Annotated in this window: 24 protein-coding genes; 15 read left to right on the forward strand and 9 right to left on the reverse strand. The window is 69.5% G+C overall.

Annotated features, from left to right (window positions below; all coding sequences use genetic code 11):
* Positions 1-92 precede the first annotated feature (92 nt).
* The 3 genes from IEX13_RS05075 (at position 93) to IEX13_RS05085 (ending at position 1,373) form a co-directional block, all read left to right on the forward strand.
* On the forward strand, positions 93-332 hold the full coding sequence (locus IEX13_RS05075) for a hypothetical protein (RefSeq protein WP_188661898.1): 240 nt from the start codon (positions 93-95) through the stop codon (positions 330-332).
* Positions 333-421: 89 nt separating this feature from the next.
* Positions 422-688 carry a DksA/TraR family C4-type zinc finger protein gene (locus IEX13_RS05080; RefSeq protein ID WP_188661900.1) on the forward strand — a complete coding sequence of 89 codons (267 nt, stop codon included), beginning with the start codon at positions 422-424 and terminating at the stop codon, positions 686-688.
* A gap of 52 nt (positions 689-740) precedes the next feature.
* Positions 741-1,373 carry a DUF6445 family protein gene (locus tag IEX13_RS05085; RefSeq protein WP_188661902.1) on the forward strand — a complete coding sequence of 211 codons (633 nt, stop codon included), beginning with the start codon at positions 741-743 and terminating at the stop codon, positions 1,371-1,373.
* Here the strand turns inward: IEX13_RS05085 and IEX13_RS05090 are convergent, their stop codons facing one another.
* The 4 genes from IEX13_RS05090 to IEX13_RS05105 form a co-directional block, all read right to left on the reverse strand.
* Positions 1,374-3,926, reverse strand: a complete 2,553-nt coding sequence (locus IEX13_RS05090) for a hypothetical protein (RefSeq protein WP_188661904.1) — start codon at positions 3,924-3,926, stop codon at positions 1,374-1,376. It lies immediately after the preceding gene.
* Between the two features lie 64 nt (positions 3,927-3,990).
* Positions 3,991-5,670 (reverse strand): dipeptidyl-peptidase 3 family protein, encoded by a 1,680-nt coding sequence (locus IEX13_RS05095; RefSeq protein ID WP_188661905.1) that lies wholly within the window; start codon positions 5,668-5,670, stop codon positions 3,991-3,993.
* A gap of 70 nt (positions 5,671-5,740) precedes the next feature.
* Positions 5,741-6,787 (reverse strand): diguanylate cyclase, encoded by a 1,047-nt coding sequence (locus IEX13_RS05100; RefSeq protein WP_188661907.1) that lies wholly within the window; start codon positions 6,785-6,787, stop codon positions 5,741-5,743.
* 68 nt (positions 6,788-6,855) lie between these two features.
* Positions 6,856-7,650 carry a histone H1-like repetitive region-containing protein gene (locus IEX13_RS05105; RefSeq protein WP_188661909.1) on the reverse strand — a complete coding sequence of 265 codons (795 nt, stop codon included), beginning with the start codon at positions 7,648-7,650 and terminating at the stop codon, positions 6,856-6,858.
* A gap of 245 nt (positions 7,651-7,895) precedes the next feature.
* Here IEX13_RS05105 and IEX13_RS05110 point away from each other — a divergent pair, with 245 nt between their 5' ends.
* The 3 genes from IEX13_RS05110 to IEX13_RS05120 all read left to right on the forward strand — a co-directional run bounded on the left by IEX13_RS05110 (position 7,896) and on the right by IEX13_RS05120 (position 10,678).
* Positions 7,896-8,762 carry a transporter substrate-binding domain-containing protein gene (locus IEX13_RS05110; RefSeq protein WP_188661911.1) on the forward strand — a complete coding sequence of 289 codons (867 nt, stop codon included), beginning with the start codon at positions 7,896-7,898 and terminating at the stop codon, positions 8,760-8,762.
* A gap of 45 nt (positions 8,763-8,807) precedes the next feature.
* Positions 8,808-9,383 (forward strand): hypothetical protein, encoded by a 576-nt coding sequence (locus IEX13_RS05115; RefSeq protein WP_188661913.1) that lies wholly within the window; start codon positions 8,808-8,810, stop codon positions 9,381-9,383.
* 86 nt (positions 9,384-9,469) lie between these two features.
* Entirely contained in the window at positions 9,470-10,678 is a 1,209-nt protein-coding gene (locus IEX13_RS05120) for a GGDEF domain-containing response regulator (protein ID WP_188661928.1), read from the forward strand.
* A 3-nt stretch (positions 10,679-10,681) separates the two neighbouring features.
* On the opposite strand, the gene IEX13_RS05125 is transcribed toward IEX13_RS05120, so the two are convergent.
* Positions 10,682-11,518 (reverse strand): PhzF family phenazine biosynthesis protein, encoded by an 837-nt coding sequence (locus IEX13_RS05125; RefSeq protein WP_188661931.1) that lies wholly within the window; start codon positions 11,516-11,518, stop codon positions 10,682-10,684.
* A 133-nt stretch (positions 11,519-11,651) separates the two neighbouring features.
* Here IEX13_RS05125 and IEX13_RS05130 point away from each other — a divergent pair, with 133 nt between their 5' ends.
* Entirely contained in the window at positions 11,652-12,986 is a 1,335-nt protein-coding gene (locus IEX13_RS05130) for a M24 family metallopeptidase (RefSeq protein ID WP_188661933.1), read from the forward strand.
* Between the two features lie 7 nt (positions 12,987-12,993).
* On the opposite strand, the gene IEX13_RS05135 is transcribed toward IEX13_RS05130, so the two are convergent.
* Positions 12,994-13,950 (reverse strand): DUF808 domain-containing protein, encoded by a 957-nt coding sequence (locus IEX13_RS05135; protein WP_229668453.1) that lies wholly within the window; start codon positions 13,948-13,950, stop codon positions 12,994-12,996.
* Positions 13,951-14,072: 122 nt separating this feature from the next.
* On the opposite strand from IEX13_RS05135, the gene IEX13_RS05140 reads away from it, so the two are divergent.
* From IEX13_RS05140 to IEX13_RS05155, 4 genes are read left to right on the forward strand one after another with little or no spacing between them, the layout of a single operon-like run.
* Entirely contained in the window at positions 14,073-14,624 is a 552-nt protein-coding gene (locus IEX13_RS05140; protein ID WP_229668454.1) for an SRPBCC family protein, read from the forward strand.
* Between the two features lie 2 nt (positions 14,625-14,626).
* Positions 14,627-14,995: a DUF6164 family protein gene (locus IEX13_RS05145; RefSeq protein ID WP_188661937.1), complete on the forward strand. Its 369-nt coding sequence runs from the start codon at positions 14,627-14,629 to the stop codon at positions 14,993-14,995.
* Positions 14,988-15,929: an acyltransferase gene (locus IEX13_RS05150; protein ID WP_229668455.1), complete on the forward strand. Its 942-nt coding sequence runs from the start codon at positions 14,988-14,990 to the stop codon at positions 15,927-15,929. Before IEX13_RS05145 ends, IEX13_RS05150 begins: the two co-directional genes overlap by 8 nt.
* On the forward strand, positions 15,926-16,498 hold the full coding sequence (locus IEX13_RS05155) for a DUF922 domain-containing protein (RefSeq protein WP_188661939.1): 573 nt from the start codon (positions 15,926-15,928) through the stop codon (positions 16,496-16,498). Before IEX13_RS05150 ends, IEX13_RS05155 begins: the two co-directional genes overlap by 4 nt.
* A 16-nt stretch (positions 16,499-16,514) precedes the next feature.
* On the opposite strand, the gene ypfJ is transcribed toward IEX13_RS05155, so the two are convergent.
* Positions 16,515-17,384, reverse strand: coding sequence for a KPN_02809 family neutral zinc metallopeptidase (ypfJ, locus tag IEX13_RS05160; protein ID WP_188661941.1), 870 nt, complete (start codon positions 17,382-17,384; stop codon positions 16,515-16,517).
* A 36-nt stretch (positions 17,385-17,420) separates the two neighbouring features.
* On the reverse strand, positions 17,421-18,632 hold the full coding sequence (locus IEX13_RS05165) for a lytic murein transglycosylase (protein WP_188661943.1): 1,212 nt from the start codon (positions 18,630-18,632) through the stop codon (positions 17,421-17,423).
* Positions 18,633-18,714: 82 nt separating this feature from the next.
* Between IEX13_RS05165 and IEX13_RS05170 the strand changes: the two genes are divergently transcribed.
* The 3 genes from IEX13_RS05170 to dbpA are packed head-to-tail and all read left to right on the forward strand — an operon-like array spanning position 18,715 to position 21,182.
* Positions 18,715-19,146, forward strand: coding sequence for a hypothetical protein (locus tag IEX13_RS05170; protein WP_188661944.1), 432 nt, complete (start codon positions 18,715-18,717; stop codon positions 19,144-19,146).
* Positions 19,147-19,171: 25 nt separating this feature from the next.
* Positions 19,172-19,777, forward strand: a complete 606-nt coding sequence (locus IEX13_RS05175; RefSeq protein ID WP_188661946.1) for a rhomboid family intramembrane serine protease — start codon at positions 19,172-19,174, stop codon at positions 19,775-19,777.
* A 34-nt stretch (positions 19,778-19,811) separates the two neighbouring features.
* Positions 19,812-21,182, forward strand: coding sequence for an ATP-dependent RNA helicase DbpA (gene dbpA, locus IEX13_RS05180; protein ID WP_188661948.1), 1,371 nt, complete (start codon positions 19,812-19,814; stop codon positions 21,180-21,182).
* Positions 21,183-21,248: 66 nt separating this feature from the next.
* Here dbpA and IEX13_RS05185 read toward each other — a convergent pair whose 3' ends face one another.
* Positions 21,249-21,431: a hypothetical protein gene (locus IEX13_RS05185; protein WP_188661950.1), complete on the reverse strand. Its 183-nt coding sequence runs from the start codon at positions 21,429-21,431 to the stop codon at positions 21,249-21,251.
* A 244-nt stretch (positions 21,432-21,675) separates the two neighbouring features.
* Here IEX13_RS05185 and IEX13_RS05190 point away from each other — a divergent pair, with 244 nt between their 5' ends.
* Positions 21,676-22,389 (forward strand): pseudouridine synthase, encoded by a 714-nt coding sequence (locus IEX13_RS05190; protein WP_188661952.1) that lies wholly within the window; start codon positions 21,676-21,678, stop codon positions 22,387-22,389.
* Positions 22,390-22,431: the final 42 nt, after the last annotated feature.

Genomic DNA, 22,431 nt, shown 5'->3' on the forward strand with positions numbered 1-22,431 from the left:
ACGGCGACTTGACCGGGGTCAGGGCGTGCCCGGGCCGGGTGGGCGACGCTGGGCACCTGGCGGCCAAAGGGCCCACGCGCAGGAAAACGAACATGGAATTCAATGTAGTAATGCCGCAGGCCGACGTGGACCTGGACGCGCTGCGAAAGGCGCTGTGCGAGGTGGATCCGGCGGCCCTGGTCGACCTGGATCCGCTGCACGCCGGCCTGCGCGTCGCCGCGCAGCTGACCACCGGCGAACTGGCCGGGCTGCTGGCGGAAGCGGGCTACCCGGTCGGTCCGACCGCCATCCAGCCCCAGCCCTCGGTGTGCTGCGGCGGCTGCGGCGGCTGAAGCTGGCCCGCGGCTGAAGCCCGCGGGGCGCGCCCACCGGCGCCGGACTATAATGGCGGCCCTTCTTGACCCCTCCCCAGGAGACCGCCATGGCGACCGGTTGGGCCGGCGACGGCGCTGTCCAGGACCAGATCGACGCGACCGTGAAGGACGCGATCAAGCGCGCCCGCAGCCAGCTGCCCAAGGGCCCGAGCCTGGCGCATTGCGAAGAGTGCGACGAGCCGATCCCCGAGGCGCGGCGTCGCGCGCTGCCGGGCGTCCGCCTGTGCGTGCCCTGCCAGGAGGCCTCGGACAAGGACCAGGCCGCCGGCGGCACCTATAACCGCCGCGGCAGCAAGGACAGCCAGTTGCGCTGATCCCTGCGTCGGCCGTTTACGGCGGCGGGCGAACGCTTTAGCCTGCTTCGCCATGCCTACGACCACGATCATCGTCGACGACTTCTTCGACAACGCCGTGCAGCTGCGCGAGGCGGCGCTGCGGCTCGACTATCCCCAGGTGCCGGGTAAGTTCCCGGGCCGCAATTCGCAGCAGCGCCTGCAGCTTGAAGGGCTGGACCAGGAGGTTTCACGCCTGGTCGGCGAACCGCTGGTGGCGATGCCGCCGCCGCAGGCGCACGGCAAGTTCCGCATCGCCACGGCGGGCGACCAGGGCAGCGCCAAGGTGCACGTGGACACCGCGCACTGGTCGGGCATCCTTTACCTGAGCCGGCCCGAAGATTGCCGCGGCGGCACCGAATTTTTCCGGCACCGGGCCACCCACAGCGACCGCGGCCCGATCAGCGACGACGAAGCCCGGGCACAGGGCTATCCCAGCGCCAGGCAGATGATCGCGGACATCCTCGAGCGCGACACGATGAACGACGACGCCTGGGAAATGACCATGCGCGTACCGATGCGCTTCAACCGCCTGGTGCTGCTGCGGCCCTGGCTGTGGCACACCGCCGGCGAAGCCTTCGGCGACTCGCTCGAAAACGGCCGGCTGATCTACCTGATGTTCTTCGCCTCGGCGGGCCAGGCGCCGTCCTACAACGCCCAAGCCTGATCAGTCGCCGGCGGCTTCGCGCTGGGCCCTGATCTTGCGCGCCCAGTCCTCGCGCAGGGCGCTTGGCATCGCCATCACGGCGTCCACTGAACCGCCGACCAGTTCCGAGCGCGTCGGTTCGGGCAGATCCCGGTACAGCCAGGTAGCAAGTGAAAGGATTTCGTCCTGACGCGTTTCGCCTTCCTGTGGGCATGCTTCGTAGACGGCCGGCATCAGCTGGCGACAGGCCTGGCTGACCTTGCCGGTCCTCAGGGCGGCGCAGTCCATCGGGCAGGCTTCCCCGGCGCCGTCCGGCGGCGGTGACGGGCTGCGCTGCCGGGGCGGCTTGCGCCGGCCGAGCTGCGCACGCATTTCTTCGGGACTCCTGCCCATGGCGGCGAAGGTCTGCAACAGGTCGCTGGACGCGTAGTCAAGGGGGTCGGAGACGGCCAGCCGCTGGTCCGTCGGCGCCCGCCAGGTGACGAAATCCCCGCGCAGCTCACCGTTGGCGGTGTCGGCAGGCGCAGTGAAACGGGCGACGAAACGACCGCGCACGAATGCCGGGTTGGCTTGCTCGATCTGCAGCTGCACGTCCCGGGTCCGGGCGTGGACATGCTGCACGCCAGGCTTGCCCAGATCGGGGTCGGTCCAGGTTGCAACGACCTCGCCGCCATCGATAGGGCCGGAATGGCCGTCGGCTACCGCCGGAAGCTTGAGCTCGACATCGGGCTGGCGTGCAGGCCGGAGGCTTGCCCGCGTGGCGGTGGCGGCCACCTCCAGGCAGATCGACATCAGGTTGCCGGTGCCCGTTGCCGGGCCTGCCTTGTCCATGCCCAGGGCCACCTGGCCGGCGGTCTTGGCGGTGGCATTACTGCAATCGTCCTTGCCGGCGGCAGGCGACGGCGTCAGCGCCAAGGACAATGAATCACCGGGCGGCAAGGGCACCACCGTGCCGGGTTGCACCGAGCGGCGCGAGCCGACGCGCACGCGGGACGCCGGCCGGAAGCCTTCCTCGGCGGGTTTGTCGAGCTGGCCGGTCACCGTGGCGGTCGCCATTCCCACGTGGATCTCGTAAATGCGGCGGGTGGTCGCGAGTGGGTCCCGGGCAACATTGGTGAAGGTGATTACGGCTTCGCCGTCGGTTTCCATCGGATGCAGCGGGTCGAGCGACAGGCCGCCCCAAGCCAGGCTGGGCAAGCCGGATTTCGGGTCGTTGTAGGGGTCGGACTTGCCCAGGTTGGTGCCGTGCAGGCCGAGGTGCAGGTCGGACAGGGCGGCCTCGCCACCTCCGTCGGCGGGCACCACGACCAGGGCGGCCGCTGGCCAGCCACTCCTGCCGACCGATGCCCCGGTCCACCTCACCCGCACGCAGTAAGCGGCCAGTTCACGAATGGGCGCCTTGAACGAGGCCGTGGGGTTGGCTTCGTTCAATTCGTACAACGGGCAGCCGTCGATGAAGGCATGTCCCAGCCATCGCGAATGGGCGAACTCACCCCGGCGACTGCGCATCACTTCGTCGGGGAACGCCACCCACCAGGGGATAAAGGCAGGCAGGGCGTCATACAGTCCACGCGTCCACGCGGGGTGGTACCGGGCCAGGGTCTGGTTGGTCCAGGTCACGGAGTCTTCGCGCAGGCTGGCGGTGCCGGTTTGCGGCGTGCGCAGCAGCAACGCCCGCGACATCGGCGTCCATGCCTTTCCCGCGGGCATGCTGTGGTCCCAGGCGTAGCTCCAGAACGAGCTGGTCATGTAAGACGCCATCTGACGGCGTTTTTCCGGGGTGTCGCCATTCGGGTAGATCGGCATGCGCATCGGTGCGACGCGCATGTCCAGGGGGTAGTCGTAGGGGCGCATGCCCAGCGACATGCCGAAGCGCGGGTTGCCGCTGGCGAAGCGCCGGCGCGGGTCGAATGGCGGGCCACCCATGAACGAAAGTCCCTGGATCGACCATTCGCCGATGGCTTCGGGCAGTCCCTCGGTCACCCACTTTTGTTCGTGCGCATCGCTCTTGTCGTGGCCGCTCCAGTGGGCATAGCTGGCCTGGACGCCGTGGAAGAGTTCATGGGCCACGGAGCTGGCGACCTGCTCCGGAAAAATGGGCATGTCGCTGCCGAATCCGGCGGCCTCGCCGACGATCACCACCCGGTCCCAGTCATCGTTGTAGATGCGGCGGAGTTCGGTGATGCCAACCTCACCGAAGCCGGGTCCGTACTGCGCGGCGGAGCCGCCCAGGTCGCGGACCAGATAGATCGGGTATACGCCGTCGCGGCGGTGGATCCGCGGCGCCCGGAGCCCGATGGCGGCCATGCGCATCGCGCTGTGCGACGCGGCCGCCTCCAGTGCGGCAACCCGCCGTGGGCTCGGGTCCAGCGGCGGCAGCAGCCAGGGCAGCACGAAGCCGCGCATTTCCCGCGCCGCGCTGCCATCGGCCGGTGCCGACATGCCATCGGCGTAAAGCTTGAAGGGCGGCGGTTGGCGGCGCCAAAGTTCTTCGCTTGTCGGCTCGGCACTGGTCCCCGCCAGGGGCCAGGCCAGCGAGATGGCGGCAAGAACGGCGGCGAAGTGTCGGGGCATGTGGCGGTCTCCGTGACTGGAGGTGTTACGCAAGCCAGAGGCCTCGCCCGCCACGTGCCGGGGCTTACAGCCCCAGCACCGACGGACCTTGCTTGAACACGATGTCCACCGGAATGCCGGCGGCTTCGACGCGGTCGAGATCGGCCTGCAGGTCGGGGCCGATGACGCCCATTTCATCGAGCAGGGCCTGCGCGCCGTCGTAGTCGCCGTCGCCCTGCAGGGTGAGGATTTTCGCCGACAGTGAGTCAACCGCCGCTTCCATCTTGTCGTAGTCCACGCGGTAGGCGCCGGTGGCCGGGTCGCGACTGAACGCGCCCTCGCGCTGCAGCCAGTTGAAGGCGACCATGTTCGCCTTGCCGTGCGCGCTGGAAGCGCCAAAGCGCACCGAGCGGAAGATGCCCGCCAGGAAGGTGACGTAGTTGTCCATGCGCTTTTGCTTGTCCAGCTCGCCCATGTCGCCCAGCGCGCCGATCATGTACAGGCCCAGGATGTCGGCCTTGCCTTCTTCGTAGGCGCTGGTGAGGTCGGTCAGCGCCTCGCGCACCGTACCCTTGCCGTCGAGCGTGTTCTTGATGCCCAGGCCGTGCGCGACCTCGTGGAACATCACGTTTTCGAAGAATGCGTCGAAAGTGATGTGCTGCTGCTGGTCGTCGGCGATGAGCTCGTCGGAAATCGGCACCAGTATCTTGTCGAACTTGGCGCGCATGGTGTTCTTGAGCTGCAGGCGGCGCGAGCCCATGGCCAGTTGCACCTGTTCGTCGTTGGGCAGGTTGATGGCGATGGTCTTTGCGCCCGAATTGGCATCGCCGCCGTAGTAGATGGCGTCGTAGGCGTTGAGATCGGCGTCGGAGCCGGGTCGCTCGGACTTGTAGGCCTCGTCCACCGGCAGGCCGCGCTGCAGCGCCGGCAGGTGCGCGGCGAACCGCGACAGGCGTTCGCTCCATTCGATGTCGCGCACCAGAACGAAGGCTTCGAAGGCGGTCTTGGTTCCGAACAGCGCGTCCTGGTAGCTCTCGATCGGACCGATCACCACGTCGATCGGGCTGGTCTTCATGGCCATCCAGGCCATGTCGCTGGGCTGGTAGTCACCCGACACCAGGGCGTCGGCGCGCAGGCGCAGGTAGGTGCGGAAGCCTTCGTCGCTGGCGACCTCGGCGGCCTGGCGCAGCAGGTCGGCGGCCTTGCCCAGTTCGTCGGCCCATTGCACGTGGTAGGGCACGACGACCAGCTTGCCCGCGTCGTTACGGCGGACCAGGGTGTACAGGCCGTCCTTGCCGGGCAGGTCGGCGGCTTCGAACTCGGCCTTGTCCATGTCCGGCGGATAGAAGCGCGCCCCGGGCGGGCGTGGGCCGACGCCGTCGATGAAGGGCGCGTCGCCGTCCAGGCGGTCCCAGGGGCCGTAGTTGATTTCGATGAACCGGCGCGTCGCAGGGTCGTCGATGCCTGCCAGCAGCAGGTCCTTGTCGCTGTAGACCTGCTCCCAGAACAGGGCGTCCATGATCGCCCCGGCGTCGAGCAGCAGGCGGATGGCCTCGCGGTCACCGGCGGCAAGGTGCGAGAGATCGGCCGTCAGCGGGACTTCGGCGTAGGCAGCGACCTTGGCGGCGACATCGGAATCGGCGGCGCTCGTTTCGCCGGCCGATTCGCCTGAGGCGGGCGAGGGCGCTTCGTTGGCGGGCTGGCAGGTGGCCAGTCCCAGGGCCAGGGCGGTCGCGGCGGCGAGGAGGGGCAGGCGGCGGGTCATGGCAGGCTCCGTAGGCGTCAGACTGGGCCCATCGTAGTGCAATCACGCGCCGCGGGCGTCCTGCCGTCGGTCAGGGTGCGTGGCTGGTTTCGCGCGGCTGCAGCTGTTCGGTCCGGTTGCGGCCGCCGTGTTTGGCGCGGTAGAGCGCGGCGTCGGCGGCCTCGAGCCAGGCGCGCAGGTCGCCGGCCGCGGGCGGCGCGGCGAGGCCGACGCTTATCGAGATCTCCAGGCCGGGCTGGTCGGGGAACTCGAGCGCCTGCACGGCCGCGCGCAGGCGTTCGGCGTGCGCAAGCGCCTGGTCGGTCGGAAGCGCGAGCGCGACCACGAATTCGTCACCGCCCAGGCGGCCGCGGATGCCGTCGGCGGGCAGGGTGTCGCGCATGCGCTGGGCCAGCGCCCGCAGCACGTCGTCGCCGACGCCGTGGCCGTGGCGATCGTTGATGGTCTTGAAGTGGTCGATGTCCAGCAGCAGCAGGCTGGCCGGCACCGATTCCTCGCGATGGCGCTGGAGCAGGCGGCGGGCCTGCTGTTCCCAGTGGCCGCGGCTGTCGACGCCGGTGAGTCCGTCGCGGCGGGTCATTTCCTCGAGCTGCAGGTTCTGCGCCTGCACGCGGCGCATGAGCCGGTAGATGTTGGAGCTGACGGCAAGGGTGTGGATGGCCAGGATAGGCAGGCAGGCCAGGATGACGGCGGTGCGGCTGGCCAGGTCCACTTCGAACCCCGTGGCCATCCCGACCACCAGCGTTGCCAGCAGCATGGCCGGCAGGGCGCGCAGCCAGAGGCGGGGAATGCCCGAGTTGACCTTGTCGGCCGTGACCACGATCACCAGCACGGCGGAAGGCAGCAAGTTGAAGTGCATCATCGGTACCCAGCTGCCTGCCAGGATCGAATCGATAAGGAAGTTGCGGGCTTCGGCCGCGTAGGGATCGGCGCTTCGGCGCGCCCACAGGTAGGCCAGGTGCGGCCAGATCCCGCAGCTCAGCACCAGCCAGGTCCAGGCGGGCCATCCGGCCTGCAGGTCGTACAGGACCACGCCGATCGGCAGCGCCGCCAGGCCCATGCCGAGCACGCGGAACGGGTAGGTGAGCCGGTGGAGGTACCGTGGGCGGAAGGACATGGGTGCATCTCACCACATCTGGCCGCGACCGGGTGGGCCGGGCGGCGTGGGCCGCCCGGCCGGCGGGTTCAGCGCGGGATCTTGCGGTGCATGTAGCGATGGCCGTTGTTGGGCTTGAACTTCGAGCCGTGCGGGCCGGGCAGTTCACGCTGCAGCGGGATGTGCGCCTTCTGCGAACGGGCCTGCTGCGGCCCCTTGCCGGTTTCGTTGGCCGCCGCAGCCGCGACGGGCAGGGCCGGGGCCAGTGCCGCGGCCGCGGTCATCGGTGTCGGCGCGGCGGCCTTGGGCGCCGGCGCCTTGGCCGCTACGGGCTTGCGGGCTGCGGGCTTCGCGACGGGCTTGCGGGCTGCGGGCTTCGCGACGGGCTTGCGGGCTGCGGGCTTCGCGACGGGCTTGCGGGCGGGCGCTTTTTTCGCGGGAGAATTTTTCGCAGTGGCCTTCCTGGCGGCGGGCTTGCCGGTGGACGCCTTCCTAGCCGTGGATTTCTTCGCCACCGACTTCTTCGCAGTGGCCTTCTTTGCAGTCGTCTTCTTTGCAGTCGACTTCTTCGCCGGGGACTTCTTCGCCGAAGACTTCTTCACCGCGGCCTTCTTGCCCGCGGCTTTCCTGGCCGGGGACTTCTTCGCGGCGACCTTCTTCGTCGCTGCCTTCCTGGTCGCGGTCTTCTTTGCTGCCTTCTTCTTCGCGGCCGGCTTGCTTGCGGTGGTCTTCTTCGCCACGGTCTTCCTGGCGGCCGTCTTTTTCGCGGGCTTCTTCTTCGCAGCGGTCTTCTTTGCGGCTACCTTCCTGGCAGGCTTCTTCTTCGCGGGGGCTTTTTTCGCCGCCGGTTTGCGGGCCGGGGACTTGCGTGCGGTACTGGCCATTGCAACCTCCTTGGCTTCGGGGAAGCGGTCACGGCCAGTCTAGACCAAAGCCGCCCACACGCGGCCGGCTTGCCTGCCGGTCCGCGTAACCTATGATCAAAGTCTCCTCAAACGGATTGCCAGCCCATGAGAGGCCTGCTGCACGTGATTTTCCCGAGCGGTGCCACGACACGGTCCGTGCCGGCCGGAGCCGTCTTTCCTAAATGCACCTTCAACGGCGAACCCCTGAATCCAAACGGCCGGGCATGCCGGTGAATCGTCTTTGCCGGCTACTGGCCGCCTGCGTCCTCTGGGGGCTGGCGACCCTGGTCCAGGCCACGGTGCCGGTCAGGGTGGGTGGCGATCCGCACTATCCGCCCCATCACTACCTGGGCGTCGACGGCGAAGCGGCCGGCTTCGACATGGCCGTGCTGCGCGGCATCGCCAACCAGCAGGGCCTCGAGCTGAGCTTCGAGTTCGGCGAGTGGGGCCGCACCCTGGACCGGCTTGAGCGCGGTGAGCTGGACGTCGTACCGATGTTCATCTCGGCCGACCGCGAACAGCGTTTCCTGTTCAGCAAGCCTTTCCTTCGCCGCAGTCACCTGCTCTTTGGCCGCGGCGGGGAGTGGATAGACGATCCTTCGCAGCTGGCCGGCCGGCGGGTGGCCGTGCAGTTCGGCGGCATGGCCTGGGAGTGGCTGATCAACGAGCGCGTGGACGCCGAGCTGCACCCGGTCAACGAAGAATCCCTGGTGCTGGCCGAAGTGGCGCGCGGCGACGCGGATTTCGCCCTGCTGCCGGCCGACATCGGCCAGTACGCCATCGCCATGCAGGGCCTGGAAGGGGTCGAGCCGGTCAGCGCGCCCTGGCTCGAGCGCGACTATGCCTTCGGCATCAATCCGGCCCGCCCCGACCTGGTGGCACGGCTTGATGCCGGCCTGGCGCACCTGGAAGCACAAGGGGAGATCCAGGCGCTGCGCAGCCGCTGGCTGGAACCCAAGGCCGGACGCGACGACGCGAGCTGGTCGTCGTGGTGGCTCCTGCCGGCCGTGCCCGTGCTGCTTGCGGGGCTGGTGTACCTGGTTGCCGGGCGGCGCGCGGCACGTGGCCGGGTGGGGCGCAGGCCTGCGTAACTCCAGGGTAGTGGCCTTTCGGGGCGTGGCCGTGGGTCGGGTTCGATGGCGATTCCAAAGCAGGTGGTCCTGGGTGTCCTGCTGGCGTTTTCCGGCTGCGTCGGCGGCGGAAACGGGGGTGGCGGCGCGCCCGGCACCGTCGCGCCGCAGGTGCTGCCGGCCCCGGTGGGGGAAACGCTGGCTGGCGGCAACCAGGTCCATTTCGAAGTTGACGGGCAGGCCTACGCCTTCCGGACGCCGGAGGTCAGGCACAGCCGGTCGCGGGTCGGCGAACAGGTGGTGGCGCACAGCTTCGAACTGGCCAACCCCGACAACAGCCTCTACGCCCGCATGGTCCTGAACGTGGCCGAAGACCTTGCCGACCTGTCCGGCGAATACGCGGCGGTGTCGCTGGGCGACCCTGACCAGCATGCCCGCGCCGGGGTGGGGGAGGTCGTGCTGGCCGAAGAAGCAAATCCGTCGCGGGGCCGGCGCATGCTGCCCAGCGGCAGCGGCGTGATCGTGGTCGAGCAGCGGTCGGGCAGGCTGCGGGTGCGCTTCGAAACCCGCGGCGACGGATTGTTCCGGGAAGCAGCGGCCGCGCCGGTCACCGGGACGCTGGACTTCCACTGGCAGCCCTGAGCGGGCGTGGAACTGTGATGCCGCTCTTGGGTACCCCGGCGGGCTTGCGGTAACGTGGGGCGGGACCGTCACGGCAGGGGCAGCCAATGAGCGTCGAGGGCACGGGCAAGGCCCGCATCCTGGTGGTGGATGATTCCAAGCTGATGCGCAAGGCGGCGCACAAGATGCTGGGCGACGAATTCGACGTCATCACCGCCGACGATGGCCAGGACGCCTGGGGACAAGTTGGCCGGGACACCGGCATCCAGGTGGTTTTCACCGACCTCAACATGCCCAACATGGACGGCTACGAATTGCTTCGCGAAATCCGCGGTGCGCAGGACGCGGGCATCCAGGGCCTGCCCGTGATCGTGGTCACCGGCGCCGAGAACGACGAAACGGCGCGGATGAAGGCACTGGAGCTGGGAGCCACCGACTTCATCACCAAACCCTTCACCACCTCCGACCTCGTGGCGCGGGCCCGCGCCCATTCCACCTACCAGCGCGTCACCCGCCAGCTGCAGTCGCAGGTGATGCTGGACGGCCTGACCGGCCTGGCCAACAAGGCCGGGTTCATGGACCGGCTGCGCCAGGACATGGCCTATGCGCGCCGGCACGGGCAGGCGCTTTGCCTGGTCCGGCTGGAGGTGGAGGACTTCCAGCGGTTCTTCCTGCACAACGGCCGCGATGTCGCCGAAGCCCTGGTGCTGCAGGTGGCCCGCCTGCTGCGCGCCCGGATCCGCAAGGAAGACACCGCCGCGCGCGTCGGCCTGGGCAGCTTCGCGCTGAGCCTGCCGGGCGGCGAGGAAGCCGGCATCGCCGCCATGGTCGAGAGGGTCCAGGCCGAGATCATGGCCAGCCCGCCGATGCACGAGGGAGAACCGGTGGCGGTGGTGCTGCACGCCGCGGTGCTCAGCCCGCTGACCGATGCCAGCCTGGGGCCGGACGAGGCGATGGATGCCTGCCAGGCACGCCTGGACGTGGCGCGTGAGTCTGGCCTGGCGGTGCTGGCACCGGCGGCGCCCGCTGCCACTGAAGCGTCTGCAGCGACCGAAGCAACCGAAGCCAACGTTGCCCAGCCCTCGCCTGCCAAGCCCGTGGCTGCCGAACCCGTGGCGCCCTCGGCGCCGGCACCCGCCGCGGCAGCACCGGCCAGGACGGTGGCAAGCGTTGACGAGGTCCTTGAACAACTGCAGGCCGGCCGCGTGCAGGACGTGGTGCCGAAGCTGCCGGCGGTGATCGGGCGGCTGCTGCCCTTGCTGCGGCTGCTCGGACCCAACCAGCGCAAGCAGCTGGTGGAGTTCCTGCAGAAGTAGGGTTCAGGCGGCCTGGATGCGGTGCGTCGCGCCGCTGACCCGTACCGGCGCGCCCGAGCCGGGTCCGATGGACACGTGCAGGCGCGAGGGCACGCCCATGTCATGCCCCTGCAGGATTTCAACCCTGCCGCCATGGGGCCAGCCCAGGTCGCGCAGGGCGCCGCCGAGGGCCGCCGCCGCCGCGCCGGTGGCCGGGTCTTCGAGCACCCCGCCGACGGCGAAGGCATTGCGGGCGTGGAACAGGCGCGGCGTTTCGGCGACGACCAGGGCAATCGTGGTCAGGCCGGCGTCCTGCATCAGGCAACGGCCGGCTTCGAGCGGGTAGTCCATGCGGGCAAGGCGGCGGCGTTCGCGCAAGGGCAGCAGGAGGTGGTCGGCGCCGGCATGCATCAGGATCGGCGGCAGGCGCGGGTCGAACTCGGCCGGCCCCAGGTCGAACAAGGCCATGGCCGCGGCGAACAGGCTGGGGTCCGGGGCCTGGCTGCGGGTGGGTGGCGACTGCAGCGCCGCCAGCAACTGCCCGTCTTCGTGCCAGGCCTCGACCTGGATGCGCGCCTGGTTCAGCTGCAGGGCGTATACGCCGTCGCCGTCGCGCCCGGCCAGGGCCGCGCCCAGGGCGATGGTGGCGTGCCCGCAGAAGGGCACTTCCGCCAGCGGCGAGAAATAGCGCACCCGCCAGGCATCGCCGGTGGGTGCGGCGAAGACCGTTTCCGAATAGCCCACCTCGGTGGCCAGGGACTGCATGGTGGCCTCGTCGGGCAGCACGTCGGCCAGCACCACGCCGGCGGGATTGCCGCCACGGCCGGACTCGGAGAAGGCGGATATTCGCTGCAGGTGCACCAGGAAGGGCCGGCCAGGGGAGGGATTGATGCTGCCCCGGCCGGCGCCGGCCCCGCATGGGCCGGAAGTCCCGACGCCGGCGCCCGCCGAAGGTATGCTCAGCGCCAACGTTCGACGGGGGAACCACGACACCATGCATCGCCATCCCTGGGGCCTGGCCCTGCTGCTTTTCCTGCCTGCGCCCGTATTGGCCGCCCCGGATTCGCCGCCGATGCCGACCCTGTTGGCGCCCGAGGCACGCATCGCGGTCGAGAACCAGATTCTCGAGGAGCGGCTTGGATCCCTGCTGCCGCGCCTGATGGCCGAGACCGACCTGGACATGTGGCTGGTGCTGTCGCGCGAATACGCCGAAGACCCGGTCTATTTCACCCTGGTGCCGCAGCCCAGCTTCGCGGCGCGCCGGACCACGCTGCTGGCCTTCCATCGCCGCGCGGACGGCACGGTCGAGCGCCTGGCGGTCAATCGTTACCCGTTGGGCGGTCCCTACGAATCGGCCTGGGCGGGCGGTGACCTGGATGAACAGTGGCAGGCCCTGGGCCAGCTGATCGCCGACCGCGATCCCGGGCGCATCGGCATCAACGTGTCCCGCGACTGGGCCATCGCCGACGGCCTGAGCCACGCGCTGCACCAGCGCCTGCTGGCGGTGCTGCCGGACGGCCACGAAAGCCGCCTGGTGTCGGCGCAGGACCTGGTGGTGCGCTGGACCGAAACGCGGCTGGCGTCCGAGCGCACGCACCACGCAGCGGCGATGGCCGCGGCCCGCGCGATCATCGCCGAAGCCTTTTCGAACCAGGTGATCGAGCCCGGCAAGACCCACACCGACGACGTGGCCTGGTACATCCGCAAGCGGCTCGAATCCCTGGGCATGCCGGTCTGGTTCCATCCCGACGTCAACCGCCAGCGCGCCGGCGACGACTGCACCCGCGACAGCGTTTTCTGCGGCAGCACCGGCATCATCGAACGTGGCGACGTGCTGCACACCGACATCGGCGGCTGTTATCTCAAGCTGTGCACCGACACCCAGGAAATGGGCTACGTGCTGCGCGAAGGCGAAACCGAAGTGCCACGAAGCCTGCGCAAGGCCCTGGCCGCGGGCAACCGCTGGCAGGACCTGCTGGCCGCGAATTTCGTCGCCGGCCGCAGCGGAGACCATATCCTGCACGCCACCCATGCCGCGGTGGAAAAGGAAGGCCTGGCCGCCAGCACCTATACCCATCCCCTGGGCTTCTTCGGCCACGCCGCCGGTCCGACCATCGGCATGTGGGACGCGCAGCAGGGCGGCACGCCGGGCAGCGAGTGGGCCCTGCATCCGTCGACGGCCTACGCCATCGAAGGCAACGTACGTTCACCCGTGCCCGAATGGGACGACACCTGGGTGCAGGTGAAGCTGGAGCAGGGCGGGTACTTCGACGGTGAAACGCTCGAGTTTCCGGCGGGCCGGCAAACCCGCTGGCACGTGGTGCGCTGAGCGGCGTTCAGTGCGTCGCGGCGGGTTTGCCGCGCAGCTTGCCCCAGGCGGTGATCGCCGCCACCGCGACGATGCCCACCAGGATGCCCACCACGGCGTCCACCAGCAGGGTGACCGGCAGGGCCATGGCGCCTTCGGGGATCAAGCCCACGACCAGGTGGTGCAGCACCGGGATGGAGTGGGTGAAGATGCCGCCGCCGACCAGGAACATCGCGGCGGTGCCGGCCACCGACAGGAACTTCATCAGCCACGGCGCGCTGTAGAGGATGCCGCGGCCAAAGGCGCGGACGGACCGGCCGAACCCGCCGCTGCCCGGGCGCTTGCTCAGGTGCAGGCCGGCGTCGTCGAGCTTGACGATGCCGGCGACCAGGCCATAGACACCGACGGTCATCAGCGCCGCGATCGCCACCAGCACGCCGAGCTGGACGCTGAACTCCCGGCCGGCCACGGTGCCCAGGGTCAGCACGATGATCTCGGCGGAAAGGATGAAGTCGGTGCGGATCGCGCCCTTGATCTTGTTCTTTTCGAAGGCGACCAGGTCGATCTTCTCGTCCGAGGCGGCTTCAAGGAGCTGGGCGACTTCGGCTTCCTTTTCTTCCGGCGAGCGCAGGAACTTGTGCGCCAGTTTTTCCACGCCCTCGTAACACAGGAACGCGCCGCCGAGCAGCATCAGGCTGACGATGATCGGCAAGTCCCACCCCTGCTTGCGCAACCAGGCCTCCAGCGCCGCGATGGCCAGGGCCCCGGGCACCAGGATCAGCTTGTTGCGCGCCGATCCCTTGAAGACGGCCCAGACCACCGGCAGTTCGCGATCGGGCTTCACGCCCGACACCTGCTGCGCATTGAGCGCCAGGTCGTCGCCCAGCACGCCGGCGGTCTTCTTGGTGGCGACCTTGGTCATCACCGACACGTCGTCTAGCAGGGTGGCGATGTCGTCAAGCAGGGCGAGCAGGCTCGAGGCCATTGAACAAGTCCGCGGGAAACCAGGCCGTGATTCTGGCATCCCTGCGACACGCCGTCCCGTCGCGGGCTTGCCAGCGCCGGGCCGGGCCGGGCTAAATGGCGGCATCCCGCTGGAGACCAGTCATGCGTTTGCCCGTGATCGCCCTGTTGGCCTGCCTGCTGCCGCTGCCCGCGGCTGGCGAGGTCAAGGACAGCCAGCCTGACGGCTTCACCCTCGAAAACAGCGCCTGGGTGCCTGCGCCGGCCGACCTGGCCTGGGATGCCCTGGTCAACCACGTTGGGCGCTGGTGGCCGGCGAGCCACACCTGGTGGGGCGACCCGGGCAAGCTGAGCATCGAAGCCCGCGCCGGCGGCTGTTTCTGCGAGCGGGCTGGAGACCGGCAGGCCCGGCACCTCGAGGTCGTCTTCGTGGATCCGGGCAAGACCCTGCGCCTGGCCGGCGGCCTGGGCCCACTGCAGGGCATGGGGCTGGATGGAATCCTGGAGTTCCGCCTGGCGCCGGCCGACGAAGGCGGCACCCTGGTCACGCTGTGGTACCGGGCCGGCGGATACAGCCCGGACGACCTGTCGGCGTTCGCTCCGGTGGTGGACCGGGTGCAGGCGCAGCAGCTCGACGGCCTGGTGCAGTTCATCAAGGCCCGGCATCCGGGCACCGACGCGGAGCAGGGCGACTGATCATGCCGACCCTGCTCCTGAACCTGCGCAACGTGCCCGAGGACGAAGCCGACGAGGTGCGTTCGCTGCTGGAAGGCCACGACATCGATTATTACGAAACCAAACCCAGTCTCTGGGGCGTGTCCGGCGGCGGCCTGTGGCTGCCCGACGACCGCCAGGCCGCGGTCGCCAAGGCGCACCTGGCGAGCTACCAGGCGCAGCGGGGCGAGCGCATGCGCCGTGAGCGTGCCGAGGCCATTGCCCAGGGGCGGGCGCCCAGCGCGTGGTCGGCGTTCCGCGAAGACCCGCTGCGGGCCCTGGCCACCGTGCTGGGCATCCTGCTGATGCTGGGCCTGGCCACGCTGCCTTTCCTGTTCTTCACCCGTGGCTGAGTCGTCCGGCCCGGCCGCGCCGGAAACCCGCTCGCTTTTCCTGCGCCTGCCGTCGGCGCTGCGCGTGCCGATGGCGGCCCTGGGCTTCATCGCCAACACCCTGGTCCACGGCCCGGTGCTCATCGTCGCGGCCCTGGTGAAACTGCTGCCGGTTCCGGCCTTGCAGCATTGGCTCGAACGCCGGTTGCCGGGCATCGCCGAGAGCTGGATCGCGATGAACAGCGCCATGATCGACGGCTTCACGCGGACCCGCTTCCTGGTGGAAGGCCTGGAAAGCCTGCGGCCCGGCGGCCATTACCTGGTGCTGGCCAACCACCGCAGCTGGGTGGATATCCCGGTGTTGCAGAAGATCTTCAACCGGCGCATCCCGCTGCTGCGCTTCTTCCTCAAGCGGCAGTTGATCTGGGTGCCCGTGCTTGGCCTTTGCTGGTGGGCCCTGGACTTCCCGTTCATGCAGCGGGCGACCAAGAGCCAGCTGGCGCGCCGTCCGGAACTCGCCGGTCGCGACCTGGCGGCCACCCGACGTGCCTGCGAGAAGTTCCGGCACCTGCCGGTTTCGATCATGAACTTCGTCGAGGGCACCCGGTTCACGCCCGCCAAGCACGCCAGCCAGGGCAGCACGTATCGCCACCTGCTGCGGCCCAAGGCCGGCGGCGCCGCCTTCGTGCTTGGCGCCATGGGCGATGCGCTCGACGGCGTGCTTGACGTCACCGTGCACTACGACCGCGCGCAGCCCAGCCTGGCCGACCTGTTCGCGGACCGCATCCGCACCGTGCGCGTGCGGGTGGTGGAACGGCCGATTCCCGAAGGATTCGTCGGCGCCGACTACGAAGGCGACCGGGACTACCGCCGTCGCTTCCAGGCCTGGCTCAACCAGATGTGGATCGAGAAGGACCTGTGCCTGCAGGGCTGGGAAACGGAGGCTTCCCGATGATGGGGCTGCTGGCCGGGTTGATGCTGGCCACCGTGGACCCTGGCATCAGTGCGTCGCCCGCCTTCGATTACGTCGAGAAGCGCCAGACCTACCCGGTGCACGCCAGCACCCGTCGCGAACTGGTGGCGGCCCTGCGACACGCGCGGACCCGTGAAATCGACGGCAGCGGCGGGTCGGTCGCCCGGACGTCCCAGGACCTGGGCATGCGCTACGAACTCGAGCCCGTGGCCGGCGGCTGCCGGTTCAAGGACCTGCAAGTCAGCCTGTCGGTGACCATCCACCTGCCCGAATGGGAGCCTGCCGGCAGGCCCCGGGAATCGCTGGTCGAGAGCTGGACCCGCATGCGCGACGCCCTGGAGCGCCACGAAGAAGGCCACCGGGATATCGCCCTGGACAGTGCGGACTACCTGCACAAGGGCCTGCTGGCCCTGGGCGTGCAGAAGGACTGCCAGTCGCTGCGGCGCGAGGCGCAGCGGCTGTTTTTCCGCGCCCAGCTGCGCCACTCCGTGCGCGATGGTGCCTACGAACGCCGCACGCGCCACGGCATTGCGCAAGGCGCCGTGCTCTAGGGCAGGGCGCGGAACATCAAAGCTGGCTGGCCGCGAAAGTGTCGCAGCGTTTCACGTCGCCCGATTCGAAACCGATCCGGAACCAGCGAACACGCTGCGCGGCGCTGCCGTGGGTGAACGAATCGGGCACCACCTGGCCCTGGCCCTGGCGCTGCAGGGTGTCGTCGCCGATGGCGGTGGCGGTGTTCATCGCTTCTTCGAGGTCACCGTCCTCGAGCCAGGCATGCCGGCGCTGGGCGTGGTGGGCCCAGAGCCCGGCATAACAGTCGGCCTGCAGTTCCTGGCGAACCAGCGGGCCTTCGGCGCCTTCGACGTTGCCGCCGCGCTGGCGGATGGCGTTCACCCGGCCGGAGATGCCGGTGAGCGTCTGCACGTGGTGGCCCACTTCGTGGGCGATGACATAGGCCTCGGCGAAGTCACCGCCGCCGCCCAGCCGGCGTTCCATCTGGTCGAAGAAGCTCAGGTCGATATAGACCTTCTGGTCGGCCGGGCAATAAAACGGACCGACCGCGGCGCTGGCGCCACCGCAGGCCGACTGCACCTGGCCGCTGAACAGCACCAGCCGGGCCGGCGTGTACTGCGTGCCGCTGGCTTCGAAGATCGCGCCCCAGACATCCTCGGTTTCCCCAAGGATGCTGGCGACGAACTGCGAGGCTTCGTCGTCCACGGGCGGGGCGTCGCCCCGGCCGGCGGAGTCGGCCGGCATCTGCTGCTGCACCTGCGTCACCAGCCCCAGCAGTTCCATCGGGCTCTTGCCCAGCAGCAGGCCGATAACCACCACGGCGGCGATGCCGCCCAGGCCCAGCTTCATGCCACCGCCGCCGCCGCCGCGACGGCCGCGGATGTCCTGGACGTTGCTGCTACGCCGTGCGCTGCGCCATTTCATGGACGTGTCTCCGCGGGGGGATGGATGGATTGTGGGCTATCGGGCCGGGGCGGGCGAGGGGCGGTTTGCGCGCAGTGCCTGCAGCGCCTTCTGGCCGGCGCGTCCGTCCGCCGGCAGGCCCAGGCGGGCCTGTTCACGCGCCAGGGCTTCGCGCGTGAGCTTGCCGACCATGCCGTCCACCGGGCCGATGTCGTGGCCCAGGTCCACCAGGATCTGCTGCAGTTCCCTCCGCTGCGCTCGTGAAAGGCCGGGGTCGTCCGTGGGCCAGGCCGCCCGCAGGCCCTCGTCGCCGCGCAGGCGCTGTGCCAGCAGGGCGATGGCCAGCGCGTAGCTTTCGGCGGCGTTGTAGGAGTAGATCGCGTCGTAATTGCGAAAGACGATGAAGGCCGGGCCCTCGGCGCCAACCGGAAGCAACAGGGCGGCGGCGCGGTCGTCGGCAGGCAGTTCGCCGCCGTCCGCGCGGACCAGGCCGCGGCTGCGCCAGGCAGACAGCGGCCGGCGCGCGGTGCGGCCGTTCACCGATGTGTCGAAACCCTTGGGCAGCGTGACTTCGTGGCCCCAGGCCTGGCCGGGGCGCCAGCCGGAACGCTTGAGGTAGTTGGCCGTCGAGGCCAGGGCGTCGGGCACCGAACCGACCAGGTCGCGCCGGCCATCGCCGTCGCCGTCCACGGCGATGCGCGCATAGGTCGAGGGCATGAACTGGGTGTGCCCGAACGCCCCGGCCCAGGAGCCGGTGAGGCCGGTGGCCGAAAGGTCCCCGGACTGGATGAGCTTGAGCACGGCGAACAGCTCGCCCCGGAAGAAGTCCTGGCGCCGGCCGGCGCAGGACAGCGTCGCCAGCGAGCGCAGCAGGGACTTGCTGCCGAAGGTGCGGCCGTAGTCGCTTTCCACGCCCCACACCGCCACCACGGTGGCCGGATCGACGCCGTACTGCACGTCGATGCGTTCGAGCAGGTCGGCATGTTCTTCGAGCAGGGCACGGCCGTCATCCACGCGCTGCTGGTCCACCAACCCGGCCAGGTAGTCCCAGAGCGGCGTCCGGAATTCCGGCTGGTAGTCCAGCGCCTCGAGCACCGACGGGTCGGACACCAGGCCCTGGGTGTGTTCGCGGAACAGGGCTTCGCCGATTCCGGCCGCGCGGGCCTTGGGCGCCAGGCGGTCGAGGCAGGCAGACAGGTCGTCCGCCGCCAGGGCGGGCAGGGCGGCCATGGCCAGCAGCAGGGATGACAGCACGTGGGGGCTTCGCATGGCCGCCACTTTGCCAGCCCGCGTCTGAATCGTCGCCATGGCTCGCGTTATGCTGGCCCGCCCCCTCGTACGGAGTCTCGCCATGTCCCGTCCCCGCAAGGCCGGCCTGTTGCCCGCCCTGATGTTGCTACCTTCGCTGGCGCTTGCCGGCCCCGCGCCGGCGCCCGCCGCGCCGGCTGCCGACCCGGCCGCGGCCAACCTGGCGTTCGCAGCCGCGCTGGAAGCCTGCGTGGAGGCCAGCCACCAGTCGCCGCATCCTTTCGTGCGCGATTTCGTCATCGAACACACCGTCAGCGGCATGGACGGTGAACTTTGTGGCTACAGCCAGACCATGCCGGGCGACATGCGCATGGCCTGCGAGCTCGACGAGCCGGCACGCGTTGGCCTGGCGGCCGAATTCCGGGAGCTGGCCGAGGGCCGCATGAGCGGCGGAACCGGCGAACAACCGGCATGGACCGGCAGCTGCGAAGTGATCACGGCGGACGGCGAAAGCATCAAACTCGACCAGGACTGAGCTGTCCGCACAGGAAGGGACTCCCATGGAACTGAACTTCACGATCGGCATCATCGCCGTCACCGGCCTGGTGTCGTGGCTGGCCTTCTCGAACGAAAAACTGCTGCAGCGGCTGCTGCTGTGGCCGCCGGCGGTGACGCGCGGGCGCGAATTCCACCGTTTCGTCACCTACGGCTTCGTGCATGGCGACTTCATGCACCTGGCCTTCAACATGATCACGTTGTACTTCTTCGGCCGGCTGATGGAAGGCTTCTACGGCGACTACCTGGGTCCGCTGGGCTTCGCCGGCTTTTATCTGTCGGCGCTGGTGGTGTCGGCGTTGCCGAGTTACCTGCGCCACCGCAACGATCCCGAGTACGCCACCCTGGGCGCGTCGGGCGCGGTGTCGGCGGTGTTGTTCGCCTTCATCCTGCTCCAGCCCTGGCAGATCATCTACGTGTACGTGATCCCGGTGCCGGCCATCATCTACGCGGTGCTGTACGTGGGCTATTCGATCTACGCCGAACGCAAGCAGTCCGACCGCATCAACCACAGTGCCCACCTGGCCGGCGCGGCCTACGGCGTGCTGTTCACGGTGCTGATGGAGCCGCGGGTGCTGGGCCATTTCTGGCAGACCCTGCTCAGCCCCTGAGCGGAAGCTCCACGGCGGCGTGCGAGAATGCGCCATGACTTCCTTCTCCGCATTCGCGCTGCCCGCCGCCCTGGCCGAAACCCTGGCGTCGCTGGGCTTTGACACCCCGACCCCGGTGCAGGCGGCCAGCCTGCCGGCCCTGCTGGAGGGGCGCGACGTCAGCGCCCGGGCCCGCACCGGCAGCGGCAAGACCGTGGCCTTCGGCCTGGGGCTGCTGGCGCGGGTGGATGCCGCGGCCGGCGGCGTGCAGGCACTGGTGCTGTGCCCCACGCGCGAACTGGCCGACCAGGTGGGCAAGGAAATCCGCCGCCTGGGCCGCCAGCTCCCGAACCTGAAGGTGTCCGTGTTCTGCGGCGGCGTGCCGCTGCGCCCGCACCTGGCTTCGCTGGTGCATCCGCCGCAGGTGGTGGTGGGCACGCCGGGGCGACTGCAGGAGCTGATGGACGAAGGGGCGCTCAGGCTCGACGGGCTACGCGTGGCCGTGCTCGACGAAGCCGACCGCATGCTCGACATGGGCTTCGCCGACGCCATCGCCGGCATCCTTGGCCAGGCGCCGGCCTCGCGCCAGACCCTGCTGTTTTCGGCCACGCTGCCCGAAGCGGTGCGTGACCTGGGCGCGCGCTACCAGCGCGATCCGGAATGGATCGAAGTGGCCGACCCGGAGGGCGAGGCCATCGAGCAGCGCTTCTACGAAGTCGAGGCACCACGCAAGGCCGACGCCGTGGCCCTGCTGCTGGGCGACCTGGCGCCCGAATCGGCCCTGGTCTTTTGCAATACCCGCCGCGACGTGGCGCAGCTGCACGAAGACCTCCAGCAGCGCGGTTTCGCGGCCATGGCCCTGCACGGCGACCTTGACCAGCGCGAACGCGACGAGGTGCTGGTTCAGTTCTCCAACGGCAGCTGCCGGGTGCTGGTCGCCACCGACGTGGCCGCGCGTGGCCTGGACATCGCCGGCCTGCCGCTGGTCATCAGCCACGGCCTGGCCAGCGATGCCGACATCCACACCCACCGCATCGGCCGCACTGGCCGGGCCGGCCTGGCCGGGCGTGCCCTGGCCCTGGTGTCGGGCGATGAGCGTCGCCGGGTGATTCCCATCGAAGAGGCGCTGGGCGGGGCGGTGCGCTGGGAGCGCATCGACCTGTCGCGCAAGCCGGCGCGACCGCCACTGCCGGCGATGCAGACCCTGGTGATCGACGCCGGCCGCCAGGACAAGCTGCGACCGGGTGACGTGGTGGGCGCGCTGACCGGCGCCGGTGGGCTGGACGCGGCGGCGATCGGCAAGATCGCCGGGTTTGCGACCCGGACCTACGTCGCCATCGAACGCAGCCAGGTCCAGAAGGCCATGGACAGGCTGCGCACGGGCAAGGTCAAGGGCCGCAGCTTCCGGATCCGGAAGCTGGGCTGATGCCGATGGCGGCGCCGGGCGCGGCCCCGGCCCGCCCAGCGCGTTTCAAAATGCACGACCACGGGCTCAGCGCGCCGGCATGGCGACGCTGGCGGCCGGGGCGCGTGCGGCGCGGCGGCGGTTGATCTCGGCGTCCAGGCGGCGGTACTCGGGGCTGCCGATATCGCCTGCCATCACCAGCTCCCAGAGCTGGATGGCCAGTTCGTCGTCCATGACCTGCTTGGCGGGGAAGGGGATGACAATGCCCATGGTGTTCTCCTGTTGCAGTCGGGGGATTGGCTTGCAGGCAAAGCGCTGCATATTCCGTGCCATGTCCCGGGGGATCCCGACCCGTGTGCGATTAGAACGGCAGCCACCCCCAGCGGGGGACATCCGCGGTCCTCCGGACCCCCATATATTCGGGTCCGGGCCAGTCCCGGCCACGGGTGGACGGGATGACTTGCCCGGCCCGCCGTGCCAGCATGCGCGCCACTTCTGACGCGGCGCGGCACCCATGCGAGTCAACAAGCACATCGCCGAAACCGGCTACTGCTCCCGCCGGGAGGCCGACCGCCTGGTGTCGGAGGGCCGGGTCAGCGTCAACGGCGTTCGGGCGGGCATCGGCACCCAGGTCGGTCCCGAGGACGAGGTCCAGGTGGACGGTCAGGCGCTCAAGGCCCGGGAGGCACGGCCGGGGCGGCGCCGCCACGTGTACATCGCGCTGTACAAGCCGGTGGGCATCACCTGCACCACCGATGCCTCGGTGAAGGGCAACATCGTCGATTTCGTCGGCCACGAACAGCGCATCTTCCCAGTGGGCCGGCTGGACAAGGACAGCGAAGGCCTGATCCTGCTGACCAGCAACGGCGACATCGTCAACCGCATCCTTCGCGCCGAAGAAAAGAAGGAGAAGGAATACCTGGTCGGCGTCAACAAGGCCGTCACCGAGGATTTCCTGCGTGGCATGGCCAAGGGCGTGCGCATCCACAACCAGATGACGCTGCCCTGCCGCACCCGCAAGATCGCGCGCTATGGCTTCTCGATCGTGCTTACCCAGGGCCTGAACCGGCAGATTCGGCTGATGGCCGCCGCCTTCGGCTACCGCGTGACCCAGCTGCGGCGCATCCGTATCGCCAACGTCAAACTCGGCGAGCTCAAGCCCGGCCGCTGGCGGAACCTGACCGACGTGGAACTGCGCGGCCTGGTACCGGGCGAAGCCGACTGGTAATGCCGGCTTTGTTACGCTGCGCGTCCCGCAAGTACCGTCGAG

Origin of the sequence: Arenimonas soli (genome assembly GCF_014643775.1) — a bacterium.
GTDB classification, from domain to species: Bacteria; Pseudomonadota; Gammaproteobacteria; order Xanthomonadales; family Xanthomonadaceae; genus Arenimonas; species Arenimonas soli.

Coding starts and splice junctions, on each gene's coding strand:
- IEX13_RS05075 (WP_188661898.1), top strand. CDS start 93: ATGGAATTCAATGTAGTAATGCCGCAGGCCGACGTGGACCTGGACGCG.
- IEX13_RS05080 (WP_188661900.1), top strand. CDS start 422: ATGGCGACCGGTTGGGCCGGCGACGGCGCTGTCCAGGACCAGATCGAC.
- IEX13_RS05085 (WP_188661902.1), top strand. CDS start 741: ATGCCTACGACCACGATCATCGTCGACGACTTCTTCGACAACGCCGTG.
- IEX13_RS05090 (WP_188661904.1), bottom strand. CDS start 3,926: ATGCCCCGACACTTCGCCGCCGTTCTTGCCGCCATCTCGCTGGCCTGG.
- IEX13_RS05095 (WP_188661905.1), bottom strand. CDS start 5,670: ATGACCCGCCGCCTGCCCCTCCTCGCCGCCGCGACCGCCCTGGCCCTG.
- IEX13_RS05100 (WP_188661907.1), bottom strand. CDS start 6,787: ATGTCCTTCCGCCCACGGTACCTCCACCGGCTCACCTACCCGTTCCGC.
- IEX13_RS05105 (WP_188661909.1), bottom strand. CDS start 7,650: ATGGCCAGTACCGCACGCAAGTCCCCGGCCCGCAAACCGGCGGCGAAA.
- IEX13_RS05110 (WP_188661911.1), top strand. CDS start 7,896: ATGCCGGTGAATCGTCTTTGCCGGCTACTGGCCGCCTGCGTCCTCTGG.
- IEX13_RS05115 (WP_188661913.1), top strand. CDS start 8,808: ATGGCGATTCCAAAGCAGGTGGTCCTGGGTGTCCTGCTGGCGTTTTCC.
- IEX13_RS05120 (WP_188661928.1), top strand. CDS start 9,470: ATGAGCGTCGAGGGCACGGGCAAGGCCCGCATCCTGGTGGTGGATGAT.
- IEX13_RS05130 (WP_188661933.1), top strand. CDS start 11,652: ATGCATCGCCATCCCTGGGGCCTGGCCCTGCTGCTTTTCCTGCCTGCG.
- IEX13_RS05135 (WP_229668453.1), bottom strand. CDS start 13,950: ATGGCCTCGAGCCTGCTCGCCCTGCTTGACGACATCGCCACCCTGCTA.
- IEX13_RS05140 (WP_229668454.1), top strand. CDS start 14,073: ATGCGTTTGCCCGTGATCGCCCTGTTGGCCTGCCTGCTGCCGCTGCCC.
- IEX13_RS05145 (WP_188661937.1), top strand. CDS start 14,627: ATGCCGACCCTGCTCCTGAACCTGCGCAACGTGCCCGAGGACGAAGCC.
- IEX13_RS05155 (WP_188661939.1), top strand. CDS start 15,926: ATGATGGGGCTGCTGGCCGGGTTGATGCTGGCCACCGTGGACCCTGGC.
- ypfJ (WP_188661941.1), bottom strand. CDS start 17,384: ATGAAATGGCGCAGCGCACGGCGTAGCAGCAACGTCCAGGACATCCGC.
- IEX13_RS05165 (WP_188661943.1), bottom strand. CDS start 18,632: ATGCGAAGCCCCCACGTGCTGTCATCCCTGCTGCTGGCCATGGCCGCC.
- IEX13_RS05170 (WP_188661944.1), top strand. CDS start 18,715: ATGTCCCGTCCCCGCAAGGCCGGCCTGTTGCCCGCCCTGATGTTGCTA.
- IEX13_RS05175 (WP_188661946.1), top strand. CDS start 19,172: ATGGAACTGAACTTCACGATCGGCATCATCGCCGTCACCGGCCTGGTG.
- dbpA (WP_188661948.1), top strand. CDS start 19,812: ATGACTTCCTTCTCCGCATTCGCGCTGCCCGCCGCCCTGGCCGAAACC.
- IEX13_RS05185 (WP_188661950.1), bottom strand. CDS start 21,431: ATGGGCATTGTCATCCCCTTCCCCGCCAAGCAGGTCATGGACGACGAA.
- IEX13_RS05190 (WP_188661952.1), top strand. CDS start 21,676: ATGCGAGTCAACAAGCACATCGCCGAAACCGGCTACTGCTCCCGCCGG.